This window comes from Paenibacillus sp. SSG-1, from assembly GCF_002224835.1.
Taxonomy (GTDB): Bacteria; Bacillota; Bacilli; order Paenibacillales; family Paenibacillaceae; genus Paenibacillus_AQ; species Paenibacillus_AQ favisporus.
Genome location: NZ_MBRK01000001.1, coordinates 863,513 through 883,674 on the forward strand (window position 1 = coordinate 863,513; position 20,162 = coordinate 883,674).

The following is a 20,162-nucleotide window of genomic DNA, read 5'->3' on the forward strand; positions in this document are numbered from 1 at the left end:
AGAGGTGGATTCATGAAAAAGCATCGAATCAAACGTTCTATTCTGCTGATGCTCGCGCTTGTTCTCGTACTGACCCCTTTATCGCTCGGCACACGCCCGGGTCTGGCCAGTGCTGAGCAGGAGCCGGCCGGCCTGCTATCTGAAGGCCGCATGGGAACAGCCGGAACGAGCGATGCGGCAGCAGGCGTTCCGGTAAGCATCTCAAAAGATTTTGAGGACGGGACGCTTCAAGGCTGGTACGGGCGGGGCGGCAGCGAAGTCCTGACGGTTTCCCCGAATGCAGCCCATACGGGATCTTACGGGTTGCAGGTCACCGGTAGAACCCAGGGCTGGAACGGCCCGCAGCTCGACGTGACGCCAATCATGGAAACGGGAAAGACATACCACTTATCGGCTTGGGTCAAGCTGCCTGCCGGAACGGCAAGCTCGCCGGTATCGATTGTGGTGCAACGCACGACGGATGGCGCCAATGCCTATGAACTCGTCAAATCGGTCCAGGCGAGCGACAGCGGATGGGTCAAGCTCAGCGGAGAATATACCTTGCAACATCCAATTGAAAGCCTAGCCGTTTATATCGAATCCTTCGATTATCCGACGCTTGATTTTTACGTGGACGATGTTGTGATTGAGCGCGCTCCCGATCCGGTTCCGATCGAGATTCAGAAGGACATTCCGAGCCTGAAGGACGTGTTTGCCGGCCAATTCAAGCTGGGGACGGCGGTGTTGGTCAATGAAATCCAGAATCCAACCAGCCCTGATGCGGAGCTGGTCCGGAAGCATTTCAACAGTCTGACGGCCGGCAACGAGCTGAAATGGGACGCCACCGAGCCCACGGAGGGTCAATTCAATTTTACGGCAGCCGATAAAATTGTAAACTTTGCCATGGATAACGGGATCGCCATGCGGGGCCACACGCTCATCTGGCATTCCCAGACGCCGAAATGGGTGTTTTATGACAGCGACGGCAACCTCGCCAGCAAGGAGCTTCTATATGCGCGGATGAAAAAACATATCGATACCGTCGTCGGTCGGTACAAGGGAAAAATTTACGCTTGGGACGTTGTAAACGAGGTTATTGAGCCCGGCGATCAGAAACCGGGGGGCCTCCGCAACAGCTTATGGTATCAAATTGCAGGCGAGGAATTCATTGAAAAGGCGTTCATTTATGCACATGAGGCCGATCCGGACGCCAAGCTGTTCATCAACGATTACAACACGAATGATCCCGTGAAACGGCAGTTTCTGCATGATCTCATTAAGCGTTTGAAGGCCAAGGGGATTCCGGTTGACGGCGTCGGTCACCAGACGCATATCGGGATCGAATATCCCCGGGTGCAGGAATTGGATGATATGATTCAGGCGTTCCGGGATCTTGACATCGATCAGCAAATCACCGAACTGGACATGAGCATCTATACGAATGACACGGAGGCTTATGAGACGTTCCCAACCGAGCTGCAAATCAAGCAGGCCAACCGCTACAGGGAGATCTTCGACGTATTCAGGAAGCATTCGGATCAGCTCAGCGCCGTCATATTCTGGGGCAAGGATGACCTGAACACCTGGCTGCGCACGTTCCCGGTCGTTCGCAACAATTGGCCGCTGCTGTTCGATGAAAGGCTGCAAGCCAAATACGCATACTGGGCGCTCGTCGATCCGGCGAAGGTTCCGGTTGAAACGAAGCGCACGAAAGCCCTGGAGGCCAGCGCGAAGATTGACGGCCAGGCGGAGGCGGTATGGAATGTGGCGCAGGCGGTACCGATCCAGACAGGCGGCAAAGCGGCAGCGACTTATAAGACGCTGTGGGATGCGGGACATCTGTATATATGGGTTGATGTCGATGATGCCACGGTGAACGGCAATGACTCCGTCGAAGTGTACATTGACGGCAATAACGGCAAAACGAATGCTTATGAAGCGGACGACAAAAAGTATACGTTTCGGCGCAGCGGCGCCAATCCGCATAAACCGGCCGAGTATAACGTGGTGAAAACAGAGAAGGGATACCGGATCGAAGCCTCGATCCCGGTCGACGGTGCGCACACCGGAAAGGAAATCGGCTTTGACGTCCGTATTCGCGACCGGTCCGGTGCAGCGGAAGAGCTGGCGTCCTGGAACGATATTCATCACAGGCAGGATTCGGATACGTCCGGGTTTGGCGTATTGACGATGGTGGAAGGTCCGCGAACCGCCAAGGCTGTAAAAGGAACGGCGGTCATCGACGGAGACATCGATGACATTTGGAACAAGGCCGAGCAGATCGTAACCGACCGCTGGGTCAGCGGAACTTCGGGTTCAACGGCAAAGGTCCGGACGCTCTGGGACGATCACCGTCTGTACGTGCTGGCCGAGGTGACCGACTCTCTGGTGACCAAGCGGAGCGCCAATGCGTGGGAGCAGGATTCGGTCGAAATCTTCATCGATCAGAACAACGCAAGAGCCGCTTCTTATGACAGCGACGACGGGCAGTATCGTGTCAACTTCGATAACGAGCCGTCGGTCAGCCCCGGATCGCTCGGCGCCAATTTGACATCCGCCGCGAAGCGGACCCCGACCGGCTACATCATTGAGGCCGCTGTCGATTGGGTCGGAACGCCTCCAAAGGCGGGCAGCCTCATCGGGTTTGACGTACAGGTCAATAATGACGGGAACGACGACGGGGTTCGCGACAGCGTGGCGATCTGGAATGATACATCGGACAGAACGTGGCAAAACCTGTCTAACATCGGACTGTTAACATTGGAATAACCCCAGCGAGTGGGGGAACGAATAAAGGCCGCTCCCGGATAAACAGCCGGGAAGCGGCCTTTGGTTTAAGGGATCAGGTGATCAGGCTTCATCGAATGTGCGCCATGTATGCCGAAGTGTGCTTAAATCACGCCGTTATGATCAGGGTCTTTCTATATTTGTTAGCGCTTACACCGGTATACGTTTTGAACTTCTTATAGAACCAGTCCATCTCGGTATAGCCGACTTCATTAGCAATTTCATACACCTTCATGTCGGTATTCTCCAGCAGGAATTTTGCCTTCTCCATGCGCTGCTGAAGCAGATATTCCTTGAAGGTCATCTTCTCTTCAACTTTAAATTTCTGGCCGAGGTAAGAATAGTTGAAGTGAAAAATATGGGAGATTTCCTTCAGCGTGATGTTCTGATGCAGGGCCTCTTCCACATACGCCTTCACCTTGTCGATGATGCCGGCCGAAGAGATGGCGGAGGCAGCTTCCTGAACGCTTCCTGCCCATGGGACCGGTTGATGTCCGGAATACGGCGCTTCGTCCATCTCCCGCTTCACGGTCTGCAGGCTAGCCGCGAATTCCTCCGGTGATACGGGGTCGGGCAGGTAGTCGTTCACCTGATAATACAATGCCTTCCGGGCAAGCTGAAACTCATTGCGCCCGCCGATCAGAACGATCGGGACACGGCTTTTCTCCCGGATACGGCCGCAGAGCTGAAGTCCTTCTTCCTCCGAGGCTCTCATGCTGATCAGCACCAGCTGATGATCCTGGGCGGATAGCATCGACATCGCCTCGGCAGCTGCAGCGGCATGGCACTCCAATTCAAATTCCGCTTGGTGTCTGTCCAGCATACGCTTTATCCATTCCTTCGCATGATGATCGGGATCAACAAGCAGCACCTTATACACGATATTCCCCCCTGTTTCTTTTTCGTCAATCATTGGCTCCGGTGAAGCTGCTTATCTCTCATTATGAAAAAGAACCCGATACCCAAACAATGTGCTTTTCTTTATTTTGCTATCCGTTGTTTACTTATTGGCCATTTGTAATGTAAGGGGTTACAAGCAACCTATATTTTGACGGGTAGAATATCTAACTTACCACAGGTTGTTGCCCTTTCAATGTAAGCGCTACACTTTGAATGTAATTGGGATGCAAACCACTTTAACGGGGGGATTAGAGGAATGCGTATGGGAAAAATGATGCTGCTGCTCTGCACACTGTTACTTGTGCTTTCGGCGTGCAGCAGCGGCGGCTCTAAAAGCGGGTCAAGCGCCGGTACGGCGGAGACGAGTACGGAGTCAAGTACCGAGACTGCGGCAACCAACACCGACAATAAAGGTGCGGAAGAGAAGGATGCGGAGCAAACGTACAAGACGCCTGACATGGATTTCGACATGGGCGGAAGAACGATCAAGGTCGTATCGTGGTGGGATATGACGATTCCGGAGGATAACCCGGATAACATCCAGCGCAAAAAAAATCTGGAGGAGTTGGAGAAGAAGCATAACTTCAAAATCGAATACGTCGCGATCGATTACGGCGAATACCAGCAAAAAGTGACGGCTTCCCTGTTGGCCGGCGAACCGCTTGGCGACATCGTCAGATTGGGCAAAACCTACACGATTCCGGCACTTGTGAAACAGGACTTGTTGTGGCCCGTCGATGAGTATACGAAAAATCCGGTAGCCTTTAACCAAAGTGTAACCAATCAATACATGCAATATAACGGAAGGGGTTACGGATTCTCAGAAGGGCAGGGCAACAATGTCATGGGTATTTTTTACAACCGGACGCTCATGAGCAAGCTTGGCTTGAAGTCGCTTCAAGATTATGTCAACGAAGACAGCTGGAATTGGGATACGTTTTTGCAAGTAGCCAAAGAAGCCAACAAGGATACGAACAATGACGGCAAGCTTGATTCCTGGGGGCTCGCTAACCCGGCGCCGCTCGAATTTGCGCTCGCTTCCAACGAAACGAGCTTGACGAAGGACAACAAGCAAAACCTGGAAGATCCGAAAACGACCGAAGCGCTTAATTTTATTTCCAAGATTGCGACCGAAAAAGTGGCCAGACCAACGGAAGGCGGCGACTGGACGGAGCCGGGCCAATTTTTCCGCCAAGGCAACACGTTGATGTACACGGGAGCGCTCTACGAACTTAGCGGTTTCAAGAAGGATATGCCTGACGCGGATATCGGATTTGTGCCATTCCCTAAAGGGCCTAGTGCAAGCTCGTACCACTCTTACGAAGGCCTCTATCAATCTTTGTTCATCCCTAAGGCTGTGAAGGATCCGGATAAGCTGCTCTATATTTGGGAGAAAATCAACGACATCGATTCGATGTATGACTATCCGGACCAGGCCTACTATGAAACCTCGTTCACGGACGAAAACGACATTAACAATGCGAAGGAAGTTGCCGCCAATTTGATTGTCCTCGACCACTTCACATTCCCGAACCTGAAGTTCTACGATTTCCTCGGCGAAATCACCAGCGGAACCTCGGTGTCTACGGTGGTGGAAAAGTACAAAGCGCCGTTCCAGGCAGCCATTGATGAGGTATACGGATCGAAATAATTTCACATGTTGAAGCAGCAGTCCCTATTAGAAATTTTTTCTAACGGGGACTGTTATTGACATGACATGTCTCTTGCTTCAGGAGGGAGAAGCGTGAACAACCGAAAGAAGAGCTACGTCGCTGTCCTGCTCGTCCTTGCCATACTGGTGTCCATTTGGGCATTCTACCCTTCCGGTTCATCCGAAGTGCGGAGCGTTCAAGCCATGGCCGATTTTGCGGCTGTTACGGGATCGGGCGGGGATGACGGCGGCTACGATGCATATGTGAAAGCCCATTCGGCTGCTAAGCGCCCGGATCAGGTTATCCGGATCGAGGGCGAGAGCTTTACCCAAACCGACGGGCCGGGATTCGAGGTCGTCCATCCGTCAGGGGAAACCGCCGTCCTCACGCCGGAGTCGGGTTCCATCAGCTGGAACGTGCCCATCGAACAGGCGGGCCTGTACAACATCCGAATCCGGTATTTGCCGGTTGAAGGCAAAAGTTCCGCGATCGAACGCGGATTGACAATCAATCAACAGCTGCCCTTTAAGGGCGCCGACCTGGTTACGTTTGACCGGGTCTGGGGCAACCGGGACGACAAGATCGGTCGCGATGACAGAGGGAACGAGCTGCGTCCGAGTCAGGTAGAGAAGCCGATCTGGCAGGTCGAATCCGTCACCGACCGCAGCGGTTATTATGACGAACCCTATTTGTTCTATTTTGACAAAGGCAACCAAAGCGTGACCTTGACGGCATTGCGTGAGCCTATGGCCATCGATTATATCGAGCTGTACCAGGAAGAAGCATTAAAGACGTACGAAGAAATCAAGAGCGATTATTCAACCGAAGGGCTGCAGCCGGTCAAAGACCAATACACCCTGATTCAGGCAGAGGATGCGGTGTATAAGTCCTCTCCGACCTTGTATCCGGTTTCTGACAGATCGAGCCCGACGGTTATTCCATACGATGTGTCCAAAATTCGGATCAACACGATCGGAGGGCTGAACTGGAAGCTGCCCGGACAATGGATCGAGTGGGAATTCGAAGCGCCGGAGGACGGCTTGTACCAGATCGCTTTAAAAGAGAAGCAGGATCAGCTGCGCGGCGTCTTCGCCACGAGAAGCCTGACGATTGACGGAAAGGTTCCGTTCAAGGAGATGAAGCGGATCCCTTTTGAATTCAGCAGGGACTGGAGCATGTACGTCTTGGGAGAGGATGAGCCGTACCTGTTTCATTTGACCCAAGGCAAGCACCGGATTCGCATGACGGTTTCCCTTGGCGAGCTGGCCCCGCTGATCCAGACGATCGAGTCGAGCGTGCTGCAGCTGAACGAAATGTACCGCAAAATTTTGATGATCACATCCAATTCGCCCGATCCGTACCGGGACTACCAATTGGAGAAGCGGATCCCGGAAATGGCGGAGGTTTTCCGCAAACAAGCCGAAACGATCCAGAGCGTGGCCGATTACCTGGAACAAGCGACAGGCGAACAGAGCGACAAGGTGGCCATTTTGCACACGATGGTCAAGCAGCTCCAAGAGATGGCCGAACGGCCGGATACGGTTGCGAACCGTTTGGAGGCCTTCAAGACCAACGTCGGCGGCCTGGGTACCTGGATTCTGACCGTCCGGGAACAGCCGCTTACGCTGGATTATCTGGTCGTTTCCTCCCCGGATCATAAGCTGCCGAGAGCGGATGCGTCGTTTCTGCAGGTGGTGAAGCATGAAGCCGGGGCGCTTACCGCTTCTTATACCGAGGATTACGACAGCATCGGCAATACCGGCAAGCAGAAGCGGTCGACGACCGTTTGGATTACGACGGGACGGGATCAGGCACAGGTGTTGAAAAACCTGATCGATGATTCGTTTACCCCGAAATCGGGCATTTCGGTCAATCTGAAGCTCGTACCCGCCAACATCCTTCTGCCCGCGACACTCGCCGGGGAAGGGCCGGATGTGGCTATGCAGATCGGCGAAGACGTGCCCGTGAACTATGCCATGCGGGGAGCCGCCGCCGATTTGTCGAAATTTGCCGATTATAACGAAGTCGCATCCCGCTTTCGCGACAGCGGATTGGTGCCTTACGAATATGACGGAGGCGTCTACGCGCTGCCGGAGCAGCAGTCGTTCCCGATGCTCTTTTACCGCAAGGATATCCTGAAGGAGCTTAACCTGGAGCCACCCCAGACGTGGCAGGATATCTATAACATGATTTCGGTTTTGCAGAAGCACAACATGGAATTTTATCTGCCGATCGAGGCCGCCAACGCGAGCCTGGTGCCGAACCCGACGTTCTCCATGCTGCTGTACCAGAACGGCGGCGAATTCTACCGGGACGGCGGCAGAAAGAGCGCGCTGGATTCCGAAATCTCCATGGATGCCTTCAAGAAATGGACGCAGTTCTATACGAGCTACAAGTTCCCGCTGCTTGCCGACTTTCCGAACCGGTTCCGCACCGGCGAAATGCCGATCGGCATCGCGGATTATACGACGTACAACATGCTGACCGTCCTCGCGCCGGAAATCAAGGGGTTATGGGAATTTACCATGGTGCCCGGCACGGAGAAGAACGGCACGATCCATCATGAAGTGGCAAGCCACACGACCGGCGTGATGATGCTCGAGGGCGCACGGGATCAAGAGGCGGCTTGGGAGTTCATGAAATGGTGGACGGATAAGGATACCCAAATCGCATACGGCCGCGAGATGGAAGGGCTGATGGGCGAGGCGGCCCGTTATCCGACAGCCAACGTCGAGGCGCTCGAGGAGCTGCCTTGGCCGGTTAAAGACTATCGTAATCTGGAGAATCAATGGAAATGGGTCCGGGGAATCCCTCAAGTTCCGGGTGGCTATTTTACCGGCCGGCATCTGGACAACGCATTCCGCAAAGTCGTCAACGCCAGCGAGAATCCCCGCGAGGCTTTGTCGGATTACCTCTTGTACATCAATGACGAAATTGCGGTCAAGCGGAAGGAATTCAATTTACCTGAACAGTAAGGGGGGAATCGGATGCAAGCCGAAACAACCAGCCCGTCCGCCGTATCGAGCCTCGTGCAGCCGAAAAAGCAGTCGCGGCTGGCCAACGTCTGGAGAGAGCTGAAGAAAAACAAGCATTATTACATCCTGATGAGTCCGTACATGCTGATCTTTTTTGCCTTTACGGTGGTTCCGGTCGTTTTCTCGATCGTTCTCAGCTTCTTTTATTTCAATATGCTGGAATTCCCCCGGTTTGTCGGGTGGCAGAACTACTCCAGATTGTTTTTGAATGATGACGTCTTTATGATCGCTTTGAAAAATACGCTGCTGTTTGCGGTCATTTGCGGACCGATCAGCTACATTGCCTGCTTTCTGTTTGCATGGATTATCAATGAGCTGTCCCCGAAGGTCCGCGCGTTGATGACGCTTGTTTTCTATGCGCCGTCGATTTCCGGCAACGTTTTCTTTATTTGGCTCATTATTTTTTCAGGCGACAGATACGGCTATTTGAACGGCTTTTTAATTAAATTCGGCTTTATGCTGGAACCGATTCAATGGCTGACGAACGAGAAGTACATTTTGCCGATCATCATGATCGTCCAGTTGTGGCTCAGCCTGGGCACCAGCTTCCTGGCTTTTATCGCGGGATTGCAGACGATCGACAAGTCCCTGATTGAAGCCGGAGCGATCGACGGCATCCGCAACCGCTGGCAGGAGCTGTGGTTCATTACGCTGCCGTCCATGAGGCCGCAGCTGATGTTCGGCGCGGTTATGCAGATCACCAGCTCGTTTGCGGTGGCCGATATCTCGGTGGCGCTCGCCGGTTTTCCCAGCGTCAACTACGCGGGGCATACGATCGTCACTCACTTGATGGATTACGGAACGATCCGCTTTGAAATGGGGTATGCGTCCGCGATTGCGACCGTGCTGTTCGCCATGATGCTCGGTGCCAACAAATTGACACAGCGATTGCTCAGAAAGGTAGGGGAGTGATTTGGTGACGAGAATGATGGCCGCCTTTCGCATGCCGAGAAGGCTGAACCGCTCTTTTACCGTCAGCTTTATGCTGTTCGCGTTCCTGGCCGTATTCGGCGCATTCATGGCGCTGCCGCTGATCTACGCCGTTAATAATGCTTTTAAACCGCTGAACGAACTGTTTCTGTTTCCGCCGCGTTTCTTCGTGAACAATCCGACGATGGACAACTTTTACGATCTGGTGGCGTTAATGGGAAATTCCTGGGTTCCGCTGTCCCGGTATATCGTGAACACGCTCTTCATTACGATTGTAGGGACTGTCGGCCATATCCTGCTGTCTTCTGCCGCGGCCTATCCGCTGGCAAAATACCGTTTTCCCGGATCCAGGATCCTGTTCTCGATCGTCGTCATGTCCTTGATGTTTTCCGGGCATGTTACGGCGATTCCCAACTATATGGTGATGTCGTGGCTCGGCTGGATCAATACGCACGCATCGATTATCGTCCCGTCGCTTGCGTTCCCGCTAGGCTTATTCCTGATGAAGCAGTTCATGGAGCAGATTCCGGATGCCCTGCTGGAAGCGGCCAAAATCGACGGGGCGAACGAATACCGGATTTATTGGACGATCGTCATGCCCAATGTGAAGCCTGCTTGGCTAACGCTGATGATTTTGCAGTTTCCGATGCTGTGGGGCTCGGACGGAGGCAATTTTATTTACAGTGAGAACCTCAAGACGCTTCACTACGCCTTAGGCCAAATCACCGCGGGCGGGATTGCCCGGGCCGGCGTGGGAGCTGCCGTCGCGCTGATTCTGATGGTCGTGCCGATTACACTCTTTATCATTTCGCAGAGCAACGTCCTTCAGACGATGGCGACCTCCGGAATGAAAGAATAGAGGGGAGACTAGCACGATGCGAATGAGCATACCGAATGTGAAAAAGTACCTCCTGGCGGCTGCCCTCTGCTGCCTGCTGGGGACGAGTATAGGCGTAAATGCGGCTCACGCCGAAGGCAGCGGCTCCTACAACTATTCCTTCTGGAATGACACGACGCCGGCTCCTGCCGCGTATGAGGCCACGTCCTTGCTGAACGGCGCGCAGCTTGGCGTGGGCCCCTTCAAAAACCCAAGCGACATCCACGTAACGGCCGACAAAGAGATTTACGTGCTCGATTCCGGCAACAACCGCATCGTCGTCCTCGACGAGCATTTTAAGCCGGTTAAGGTGGTGGATTCCTTTGACTACAAGGGGAAGAAAGATACGTTCAATAACCCGCAAGGGATTTTCGTGACCAACCGGAAAGAGCTCTTTATCGCCGATACGGGCAATAAACGGGTGGTTCATCTGGATTCAAACTTAAGGGTGGCGGGGGTGCTTGAAGCGCCGAAGTCCGACCTGCTGCAGGCCAATTTCGATTTTCAGCCGGTCCGGGTGGTTGTCGACACGGCGCAGCGGATCTACGTCATGTCGACCGGCGTATTTGACGGTTTTATGGAATTCAATCCGGACGGGGCGTTCACCTCGTTCATCGGCGCCAACCGGGTGACGGTCGATCCGGTGGAGCTGTTCTGGAAAAGGATGTCTACGCAGGCGCAGCGGAGCCAAATGGTGATGTTCACGCCTACCGAATTCACAAATCTGGATATGGATGACGAAGGCTTCATTTACGCAACAAGCGGTGACTACTCGAATAACCCGATCAAAAAACTGAACGCTCAGGGCAACGATATTCTCCGGCGGACGGGATATCTCAGCCTGGTGGGGGATATCCGGTATTCAAAAGATGTCGGCCCTTCACGGCTCATCGATATCGATGTCACCAACAGCGAAATGTATTCGGTCCTCGACTCGAAGCGGGGCAGGATCTTCACTTACAGCGGGGATGGACATCTGATGTACATATTCGGCGGCTTGGGCAACCAAATGGGCCAATTTAACACCCCCGCGGCGATTGAACGGGTCGGGGACGATTTTCTTGTGCTGGATAAGGCATTCGGCGAGATAACGGTGTTTCAGACAACAGCGTACGGCCGGATGTTGAACGAAGCGGTCCGGAGCTACTACAGGGGCGATGAGGAAAAGGCGTTTGATCTCTATCAACAGGCGATCAATATGAATGCGAACCTGGAATTTGCTTATTCCGGCGTGGGCAAGGCCCTCCTTCGGAAAGGGGACTACAAAGGGGCGATGCAGTACTTCAAGGAAAGTTATGATCAAGTCAATTATTCAAAGGCGTACCTGCTTTACCGCAAGCAGGTGATGAGGGAATATTTCCCGGCAGTCATGACCGGATTGATCGTGCTTGCCGCTGCTCTCCTGTTCTTCAAAAAGCTCCGGAAGCGGATGAGGAGACAAGGAGGTGTTACGATTGAATCGTGAGCTCGTAAAATACCCGCTTTATCTCATCGTGCATCCGTTTAACGCCTATTGGGACCTGAAATACGAACGAAACAAGCGGCACACGCTGATCGCTTCCTTGATCATTTTGTTTTTGATGATCATCACCAATGTCCTTAGCAACCAGTACAGCGGCTTCCTGGTCAAAATCACCAATCCGGATGATATGAACAGCCTGATGGAAGTAGTGTACATCGTTGTTCCGGTCTTGTTCTGGTGCGTGGCCAACTGGTCGCTGACGACGCTCATGGACGGCGAAGGGAAGTTCGTTGAAATTTTTACGTCGACGTGTTTTGCCCTCGTTCCGATGATGATCATCAACTTCCCGTGGATCTGGCTCAGCAATATCATATCGCTGCAGGAGACGGCGTTTTATAACTTCTGCAGCACCGCGGCCTTCCTCTGGTCGGCGTATCTTTTGTTCGTCGGCAACATGACCGTGCATCAATACTCGCCGTCGAAGACCATCGGGACGATCCTGCTGACGATCGTGGCGATGGGATTTATGGCTTTTATATGCCTGCTGTTTTTCGGACTGATTCAGCAGATGATTTCGTTCGTTCACGTCATTTATCAGGAAATCATGCTGAGAAACTAAAGAAAGGAGGAGAAACCATGCGCAAAGCCAGAATCGTCCTGTGGCTCCCTGTACTGATCGCGGGGATCGCGCTGGCCGGCTGTGCCGATTCGAACGCCGCCCGCTCCGGGGCCAAGGATGCACCGGCTGCAGCCCAATTCACCAAGGGCCAGCCTTTGAAGGCGGCTTTCACCGACGCCCGCGCAGCCGGCATGAAAGGCGTGGCCGAAAATGAACGACTGCGGCTGTTCGTGGATGAGAGTACGGGCGCTATTGCTGTGTTAAATAAGGAAACCGGAGAGACGTGGTACAGCAACCCGCCGGAGCAGGGCAAGGATCCGCTCGCCTCGGGGGTGAACAAAGCCAACCTTTCTTCCCAGCTCAAGATCGATTATTACAACAATTTCGGCCAGGTGAATTCCATCAATACGTTCACGGACAGCGTCTCGCATAAGCAGATCAAATTCGAACCGATCCCAAGCGGGGTAAGGGTCACATACCAGTTCGGAACGGCCGTGAAGTCAGCGGCCGATTTGCCGATGATGCTCAGCGGCGAGCGGATTGAGGCGATGCTGGGCAAGCTGGACAAAACGGGGCAGCGGGCTCTGAAAATCGCCTATAAAGAAGATCCGGATAAAAAGGTGTATGTCCGTAACGACAGCGCCTTAAATGGACTGCAGCTCGATCGGGCCTTCAAGGCATTTGACGATGCCGGATATACGGAAGAGGACCTCATGAAGGACATGGAGGAGCTGCATTTTACACAGGAGAAGCCGGAACCTCGGATATTCCTCGCATCGATCGAATATGCTCTGGACGGCGGCAGCCTAGTCGCCAAAATCCCTTCATCCGGTATTCAATATCCGAGCGCATATCCGATCGGGAATATTTCCTTTCTCAGCTTTTTTGGCGCCGGCAGTTCCAAGGAGAAGGGGGCGATCTTCGTGCCGGACGGATCCGGTGCGCTCATCCACTTCAACAACGGGAAGAAGCAGTATCCCGCTTACCAGCAGCCGGTGTACGGGGAAGACCTGACGATGAAGACGACCGAGGATGCCAAGACCGAGCAGGCCGTCCGGCTGCCGGTGTTCGGCATCATCCGGGAAAGCGGCGCGATCCTCGGCATTATCGAGGAAGGCGCATCGGCTGCGGCCATCCATGCCGATATTAGCGGAAAGCTGAACAGCTATAACTATGTATATCCCAGCTTCAATGTCATGAACAAAGGAGAAGTGACACTGCAAGCGAACGGCCAGGAGCGTACGCTCCCCAGGTTCCAGGAACAGGCTATGAAAACGGATTTTACGGTCCGGTACGCATTCCTGAACAAAGAGGAGGCTTCTTACCAAGGCTTGGCCCGCTACTACCAGCGTTATTTGGAGCAGCATGGAGGTCTCCCTAAGCCAGAAGAGGCTACCGCAGGTACGACAGATACGCCGTTCTACCTGCAGCTGGTCGGCGGCATCGCCAAAGAAAAGCATTTCGCCGGCATTCCTTACCGGACCATTGAGCCCCTCACGACGTTCGAACAGTCGGAGGATATTATCAACCAGATGAAGAGCCGCGACATCTCCAACATCAAACTGAAACTTTCGGGCTGGTTCAATGGCGGGATGGATCATGAGGTTCCGGATCACATTTCGGTCGACAAGGCGGTCGGCGGCAGCAATGGATTGCAGAGCTTCCTGTCGTTCACGAGGGATCAAGGGGTTTCTTTCTTTCCTGATGTAGCCGTTTTGACCGCGAATACAGGAAAGGGATTCAACGAGAACGCGAATGCTGCGAGAACGCTGAGAGGCGTTCCTGCTGCTCTTTATCCGCTGGATCAGGCACTCAATCGAAGGGACCGGGATAAGCCGCCTTCTTATGTTGTATCACCTCGGCTTACTGTTCCCTATACCAAGTCGGTGCTGGAGGGCTTGAAGGGGTATCAGACAGGCGGCATTTCACTCCGGGATCTCGCCGATCAGCTCAACAGCGATTACCGCAAGCACAATCAACTGGATCGCACGCAGTCCGAGAAACTATCGGTTCAGGCGCTGGGCAGCATCTCGCAGCAAAATTTGAAGGTCATGGCAGACGGCGGCAACGCTTATGCGCTTCCATTCTTGTCGGATATTACGAACGCGCCGATGTCCGGCAGCCGATTCAAGATCGAGGACGAAGAGATCCCATTCTATCAAATGGTCATTCGGGGGTCTGTCGACTACACGGGAAGCCCGTTTAACCTGTCAACCTATACGGATGAACGGCAGTATATCCTGAGATGCCTCGAATACGGAGCGGGCGTGTACTTCGAATGGATCCATGAACCGAATGACAAAGTAAAGGATACGGATTATAACGAGTTGTATGCCGTCCATTACAAGCAGTGGATCGACCAGGCCGCCGAAATGTACCGTGAAGTGAACGATGTGCTGAAGAACGTCCGGAATGAGCCGATCACGGGCCATGAGAAGCTTGGCGAAGGCGTATTCAAGACCGTGTACGGGAACGGCGTATACGTCATTGTGAACTATAACCGTACGGATGTGACGGTGGACGGCCAAACGGTGAAAGCCGAGAGCTATTTGACGGGTGGTGTGCAATCTTGAAGTCGATCATGAAAATCGGCGCGAAGCGGCGGACGTACGCCGAACAGAAGGCGCTTTGGGGCTTTATCTACGTTTTGCCGTGGCTGATCGGATTCCTTCTCTTTTTTCTGATACCCTTAATTTCCTCATTAAGGTACAGCTTCAGCTCCATCGAAGCCAATGCTAACGGCATGAACATCAGCTTTATCGGCATCTCCAATTACGTGGAAGCCCTTACGGTCAATACGAGCTTTAACCGTACGCTGACGACCTCGATCGTAAACATGGTCATCAACGTGCCGCTCATTGTGATCTTCAGCCTGTTTTTGGCTGTACTGCTGAACCAAAGGTTTGTCGGCAGAGCCATTGCCAGATCGATTTTTTTCCTTCCGGTCATCCTGGCGTCCGGAGTCATTGCGAATTTGGAGACATCCAGCCTCGTTCAGGCCATCAATGAGCAGAACGCCGGCGGTGCCGTGAGCGGCCTGGGGACCAGCGAGCTGACGCGGATCATGGTCAATTCCGGTGTCAGCGATAACATCGTCGCGTACCTGACCAGCGCCGTGGATCGCATCTACCAGATCGTCAGCCAGTCGGGCGTGCAAATTCTGATCTTCCTGGCAGGGATCCAGTCGGTATCCCCCCAGCTGTATGAGGCATCCAAGATCGAGGGAGCGACCGGTTACGAAGCGTTTTGGAAAATCACGCTGCCCATGGTCAGCCCGCTCATCCTGGTCAACGTGATTTATACGGTGATCGACTCGTTCTCCCGGAGCGAAATGACAACGCTGATCAGGGAAACGGGATTTACAAATTTCAATTTCGGCCTCAGCTCGGCGATGGCCTGGATATACTTCCTGGCGATCATGGTTATTTTGCTAATCATTACGTTTTTCATTTCCAAAAGAATTTTCTATCAAGAATAGAAGGAGCGTGAGCAGCGTTGATCATCGCCCGTTTGTTGTCGCTCGAAAGCTGGAAGCGCTGGCTGTGGACCGTCGTGCGGCTGGTCCTGATGGCGGGACTGTCGTTTGTCATTCTGTACCCCATTCTTCAAAAGATTTCAACGGCCATCAAGGACAAGAGCGATCTGTATTCGCCGATCGTCGTGTTTATCCCGGAGCATTATTCGCTGGACAATTTCAAAAAAGCCATCTCGATCATGGATTACTGGCACACGCTGTTCAATACGTTTACGTTATCGGCCATGACAACGATCCTGACGGCCGTGTCCTGCGCGTTTGCAGGCTACGCTTTCGCGCGGCTTAAATTCAAAGGCAGCAATTTGCTCTTTGGAGGCGTCATTCTGACCATTCTGGTGCCGCCAACGACCATTCTGATACCGATCTACATGAATTTGAAGGATTTCAGCCTCATGGGGCTGATCCCGCTGCTGACCGGGAAGTCGGTGAACCTGCTGGATTCGTACTGGCCTTTCTTTCTAACCTCAGTCACCGCAAACTCGCTGAAGGCGGGTCTCTACATTTTTATTTTCAGGCAGTTTTTCCGGGGGATCCCGAAAGAAGTGGAGGAGGCGGCTTATATCGATGGGGCTGGCGTAAGCAAAACTTTTATGCGCATCATGCTCCCGAATGCCGTTCCGGCCATCGTTACCGTGCTGTTGTTTTCGTTCGTATGGCAGTGGAATGACAGCTTCTTTACGACAACGTATTTAACGTCGGGCAAAGTGATGTCCACCCAACTGGCGTCGCTGCCGCACAACCTTTCCATCATGCTCGAGGGCGGGGTGGCGACCAACAAGGATCCTTTCTATATGAGCATGGTCCAGGATACCGGCATCTTGCTGGCGATCCTGCCGCTGATCATTATTTATTTGTTCGTGCAGCGTTACTTTGTGGAAAGCATCGAACGGACCGGCATTGTCGGGTAAGGTTGGGTTATGGTATTAACGAAAAAGCAGCATGCGGTCCCGCATGCTGCTGCTCTATTTTAGTTATCTATAAGGAGAAGGTTTCTATTGGAAACGGATAGAAAGCTGCTTGATTATTACCTCGCGCTGAAAAGCCCGGAAGCTGCGGAATGGAATTTGTCACCGGAGTGCCTGTACGCAGAGTGTATGACAAGGGATTATGTCAGAAGATATGTGGCCCTAAAGGACGGTATTAGGGTGTGCAATGTTGGGATCGGAACTGGCGACTGGGATGACTATCTTGGATACTGGCTGAACGGCACAGGAACGCTGACAAGCATCGATATGGATCCGGAAATCTGCAGTATATTCTCGATGAGACAGCATCTAGAAGGACATCCAAATCGTTCGATAGTTAAGAACCAAAGTATTTTTGACGTTGATTTGCCATCAGCATATTTTGACCTTGTGACGCTCATTGGTTCTACAGTGAATGAAACGGGCGATTTCGATCGCTGTATCGATGCTTGCATGAGTCTGCTCAAACGGGAAGGCTGGCTCTTGTTCATGGCACATATAAGCAGGAATCCTGTCAACGAACTGGTGGATTATGCAAAAGATCGTGATCTTCGCATTGAACAATTAGAGCAATACGACACTTTTTCAAAATACCCGTTTTATATTTGCAAGTTGAAGAGAAACAGCTTGCAAAATGAACAATCATAGCCGTAAATCACCCGACTGCCGGTACTCACGAGGCGTGCAGCCCACGATACGCCGGAATTGTCTGGAGAAATGCTCGACATTTTTGTATCCGCACAGCTCGCTGATATCAGCGATTCGAAGCGATCCGTGGATTAGCCTTTCCTTGGCGAGGCGGATTCTGCACTGGATTACGTCGTCCATGCAGGAAATCCCGAAAGTCGCCTTATACAGCGTTTGCAGGTACCCGGGGCTCAAATGAACGTCATCGGCCATGGAAGGGACGCTCCATTCAGCGCCGGGACGGTTATGGATCGCCTTGCGCAGATTCAGCAGTTTCTGGTAATGCGGCGAATTTTCCTTGGATTGAAAAGCTTCGAGCAGCTTGTTGAACAAGATCCGAAACAGGTAGTCGATCGAGAGCTCCCGGTAATCGCAGCTGAAAAAATTTTCGGTGGCCAGAAGCTGGAACAGCTGGCGGCAGTATCCGGGATCCGGGACCGGAATCGGAACGCCCTGCGGAAGTGTCGTCTCCAGAACGTAGGATTCGTCCGTCTCGAAACGGACCCAGTCATTCACAAATTGGCCTGAGCAGGCGCGGTACATAATCTTTTGCCGAGGGGGAAAGAGAACGGCACAGTTTGCCGGGTATTCCCGGATTTCTCCTTGAACCCAGAACTCGGCCGGCGTTTGCGTAAGAATCAGCAGCCAAAAATCATGTCCTTCCGGAATGTCATAAATAAAGTCTCCGGGATGGGCGGCATCATATCCGACATAGTAAATGGATGTCGTCATCACGATCTCCAATCTTAGAATAGATCAAGTTTCTGTCAGCATAGATCATTCATTGCTGAGATGTCCTAATTTATAATTTCATAGTAAACCCAATATAAAGTCAATAGAATAATCAGAAATGGCGTTACTCCGTCAGCAAATCCGTATTTGAAATGATCAATAAAGGTGAGGCATGCCATGATATTGAAAAGCGAATTTATCAAAGTACTATGCTATACCCGCACTCCGCAGGAGGACATCATCTATGCACCTAGACTGGCGTACAGCATGCATCTTGCCTATAGCGAGAACGGCAGGGACTTCCAAGCCTTGAACCATAATTCAGGCGTTCTGTTCGCCAAGGCAACGAATCATGAAAACGGGACGCTCCGGGCCAAAAGCCTGAAAAATCCGTACCTCTTCCGCATGGCCGACGGAAAATTCGGTGTCGTTGCCGTACGGACGGAGGCGGATGGACAGCAGGATGAAGAGAGCCGAGGGGCGGTGCTGTTCTTTACTTCCGACGATTTGCTGCAGTATCAAGAAATCGGGCTTGTCGATTTGAAGAGCGATGTTTACGTCCATGATGTCGCTTGCGAGTACGATGAAACAAGCCAGGCATACGTCATCCGGTGGAGCGACGGGAAGGGCGGCAGCTACCAAAATAAGATTCAGGACCTTTATAATTTGGCTGGCGCCGGGACTCCGGAAAAAGCGGAGGCGTTTACGCTCGAAGCCGTATCGGCAGACATTGAAGGCGTCCAGCCCCGTAACGTGATCCGCGTTCCGCGGGAAACGGCACAACGGCTCGTATGCCGGCTTACGGTTCCCGAGAATATCGCCATTGAAGTTCCGGATGGCATCAAGGCGGCATCGGCCGAGGATTTGAAAGCGCTCAAAGCGACCGCGGTATACAGTGACGGCACCACGGCCCCCAAAGCCGTGGACTGGGATACGGCAGCGGTTTGCTGGGATCAGGCGGGAACCTATCGGGTGAAGGGAAGGGTTCGTCAGGAGCATTATGCGTTTCCGATCGCGCCGAACCGGGCGGACCCCTGCATCGCGAAATGGAACGGCAAGTATTATTTCATTGCGACCAACGACGCCGACGGCAACCGAACCTTGTATATCCGGGAAGCAGAGACGATATCCGATCTGGTTCAGGCCGGCGAGTCTTTAATTTTGGATACACAAACCTATGATCACATTAAAGGGCTGTTATGGGCGCCCGAGTTCCATATTATCGAGGACGAGCTGTACATTTTTCATGCGGCAACGACAGGCGAGTTTTTCTATGAAGAGTGCCATGTGATGAAGCTGCACGAGGGTGGGGACCCCACTTGCGCCGCTGATTGGTCGATGCCCCGGCGCGTCGTCAGGAAAGACGGTACCGAGTTATGCGAGGCGGGCAAGGTGATCTCACTGGACATGACCGTCATCCAAGTGAACGGGGATTGTTACGCGGCTTGGTCGGAGCGGCAGTTCGTGCCTGTAGATCTTGGCGCCTGGGTTTATATCGCGAAATTGGATCCGAAGGAGCCGTGGAGGCTGACGAGCGATCCGGTGCTGCTGACCAAGCCGGACTTTGGCTGGGCCAATAACCATACCTTTGTCGATGAAGGGCCGTTTGCTTTACTCCGGGACGGCAGGATTTTTCTAACCTTCTCGAGCGCGGCGGTAGACGCTACTTATTGTGTAGGCCTGCTGACCGCCGATGCGAATGCCGACCTGCTGGATCCCGGCAGCTGGACGAAGGGCAATTATCCGCTGCTGACGTCGAGAAGTGTCCCGGACGAATACGGTCCGGGCCATAATTCTTATATTACCGATGACGATGACGTCACTTGGAACGTATATCATGCCCGACCTGGAGTAGAGGGGCCAAGAGGCTCCGGAATCCGCCGCGTTCATTTCGGCATGGACGGATATCCGGTGCTTGATTTAACGGAAGAAAGGGATTTGAACCTGGCTTTGGCCGAGGTGTCGATCGAAATCATTGTACAACGCGATTAGGAAGGGGCAG

The 20,162-nt window shown here is 53.0% G+C and carries 14 protein-coding genes; 12 read left to right on the top strand and 2 right to left on the bottom strand.

What is annotated here, in order from left to right:
• Positions 1-12 precede the first annotated feature (12 nt).
• Positions 13-2,748 carry an endo-1,4-beta-xylanase gene (locus tag BCV73_RS04145; RefSeq protein WP_089546159.1) on the top strand — a complete coding sequence of 912 codons (2,736 nt, stop codon included), beginning with the start codon at positions 13-15 and terminating at the stop codon, positions 2,746-2,748.
• A 127-nt stretch (positions 2,749-2,875) separates the two neighbouring features.
• Here the strand turns inward: BCV73_RS04145 and BCV73_RS04150 are convergent, their stop codons facing one another.
• Positions 2,876-3,646, bottom strand: coding sequence for a helix-turn-helix domain-containing protein (locus tag BCV73_RS04150; RefSeq protein ID WP_179231879.1), 771 nt, complete (start codon positions 3,644-3,646; stop codon positions 2,876-2,878).
• 276 nt (positions 3,647-3,922) lie between these two features.
• Here BCV73_RS04150 and BCV73_RS04155 point away from each other — a divergent pair, with 276 nt between their 5' ends.
• The 10 genes from BCV73_RS04155 to BCV73_RS04200 all read left to right on the top strand — a co-directional run bounded on the left by BCV73_RS04155 (position 3,923) and on the right by BCV73_RS04200 (position 17,389).
• On the top strand, positions 3,923-5,317 hold the full coding sequence (locus BCV73_RS04155) for an ABC transporter substrate-binding protein (protein ID WP_089546163.1): 1,395 nt from the start codon (positions 3,923-3,925) through the stop codon (positions 5,315-5,317).
• 93 nt (positions 5,318-5,410) lie between these two features.
• Positions 5,411-8,293 carry an extracellular solute-binding protein gene (locus tag BCV73_RS04160; protein ID WP_089546165.1) on the top strand — a complete coding sequence of 961 codons (2,883 nt, stop codon included), beginning with the start codon at positions 5,411-5,413 and terminating at the stop codon, positions 8,291-8,293.
• Positions 8,294-8,305: 12 nt separating this feature from the next.
• On the top strand, positions 8,306-9,265 hold the full coding sequence (locus tag BCV73_RS04165; RefSeq protein WP_089546167.1) for a carbohydrate ABC transporter permease: 960 nt from the start codon (positions 8,306-8,308) through the stop codon (positions 9,263-9,265).
• Between the two features lie 13 nt (positions 9,266-9,278).
• Positions 9,279-10,142 carry a carbohydrate ABC transporter permease gene (locus BCV73_RS04170; protein ID WP_089550090.1) on the top strand — a complete coding sequence of 288 codons (864 nt, stop codon included), beginning with the start codon at positions 9,279-9,281 and terminating at the stop codon, positions 10,140-10,142.
• A gap of 16 nt (positions 10,143-10,158) precedes the next feature.
• Positions 10,159-11,625, top strand: coding sequence for a hypothetical protein (locus BCV73_RS04175; protein WP_089546169.1), 1,467 nt, complete (start codon positions 10,159-10,161; stop codon positions 11,623-11,625).
• Entirely contained in the window at positions 11,606-12,241 is a 636-nt protein-coding gene (locus BCV73_RS04180) for a Yip1 family protein (RefSeq protein ID WP_084203819.1), read from the top strand. The genes BCV73_RS04175 and BCV73_RS04180 overlap by 20 nt, the downstream gene beginning before the upstream one ends.
• A gap of 17 nt (positions 12,242-12,258) precedes the next feature.
• On the top strand, positions 12,259-14,814 hold the full coding sequence (locus BCV73_RS04185; RefSeq protein ID WP_089546171.1) for a DUF5696 domain-containing protein: 2,556 nt from the start codon (positions 12,259-12,261) through the stop codon (positions 14,812-14,814).
• The gene (locus BCV73_RS04190; protein ID WP_089546173.1) at positions 14,811-15,719 is read left to right on the top strand and encodes a carbohydrate ABC transporter permease; all 909 of its coding nucleotides are present in this window, start codon (positions 14,811-14,813) and stop codon (positions 15,717-15,719) included. The genes BCV73_RS04185 and BCV73_RS04190 overlap by 4 nt, the downstream gene beginning before the upstream one ends.
• A 17-nt stretch (positions 15,720-15,736) precedes the next feature.
• Positions 15,737-16,684, top strand: coding sequence for a carbohydrate ABC transporter permease (locus tag BCV73_RS04195; RefSeq protein WP_076169184.1), 948 nt, complete (start codon positions 15,737-15,739; stop codon positions 16,682-16,684).
• Between the two features lie 87 nt (positions 16,685-16,771).
• Positions 16,772-17,389 (top strand): class I SAM-dependent methyltransferase, encoded by a 618-nt coding sequence (locus tag BCV73_RS04200; RefSeq protein WP_089546174.1) that lies wholly within the window; start codon positions 16,772-16,774, stop codon positions 17,387-17,389.
• Here BCV73_RS04200 and BCV73_RS04205 read toward each other — a convergent pair.
• A complete protein-coding gene (locus BCV73_RS04205) occupies positions 17,384-18,160 on the bottom strand; it encodes a helix-turn-helix transcriptional regulator (RefSeq protein WP_089546176.1) in 777 nt (258 codons plus the stop codon). The two genes, BCV73_RS04200 and BCV73_RS04205, sit on opposite strands and share 6 nt — an antisense overlap.
• A gap of 177 nt (positions 18,161-18,337) precedes the next feature.
• Here BCV73_RS04205 and BCV73_RS04210 point away from each other — a divergent pair, with 177 nt between their 5' ends.
• Positions 18,338-20,152 (top strand): family 43 glycosylhydrolase, encoded by a 1,815-nt coding sequence (locus BCV73_RS04210; protein ID WP_089546178.1) that lies wholly within the window; start codon positions 18,338-18,340, stop codon positions 20,150-20,152.
• The last annotated feature ends 10 nt before the right edge of the window (positions 20,153-20,162 follow it).

Excerpts from the sequence above, each read along its gene's own strand:
- BCV73_RS04145 (WP_089546159.1), top strand. The coding sequence starts at position 13 with ATGAAAAAGCATCGAATCAAACGTTCTATTCTGCTGATGCTCGCGCTT.
- BCV73_RS04155 (WP_089546163.1), top strand. The coding sequence starts at position 3,923 with ATGCGTATGGGAAAAATGATGCTGCTGCTCTGCACACTGTTACTTGTG.
- BCV73_RS04165 (WP_089546167.1), top strand. The coding sequence starts at position 8,306 with ATGCAAGCCGAAACAACCAGCCCGTCCGCCGTATCGAGCCTCGTGCAG.
- BCV73_RS04170 (WP_089550090.1), top strand. The coding sequence starts at position 9,279 with ATGATGGCCGCCTTTCGCATGCCGAGAAGGCTGAACCGCTCTTTTACC.
- BCV73_RS04175 (WP_089546169.1), top strand. The coding sequence starts at position 10,159 with ATGCGAATGAGCATACCGAATGTGAAAAAGTACCTCCTGGCGGCTGCC.
- BCV73_RS04185 (WP_089546171.1), top strand. The coding sequence starts at position 12,259 with ATGCGCAAAGCCAGAATCGTCCTGTGGCTCCCTGTACTGATCGCGGGG.
- BCV73_RS04205 (WP_089546176.1), bottom strand. The coding sequence starts at position 18,160 with ATGACGACATCCATTTACTATGTCGGATATGATGCCGCCCATCCCGGA.
- BCV73_RS04210 (WP_089546178.1), top strand. The coding sequence starts at position 18,338 with ATGATATTGAAAAGCGAATTTATCAAAGTACTATGCTATACCCGCACT.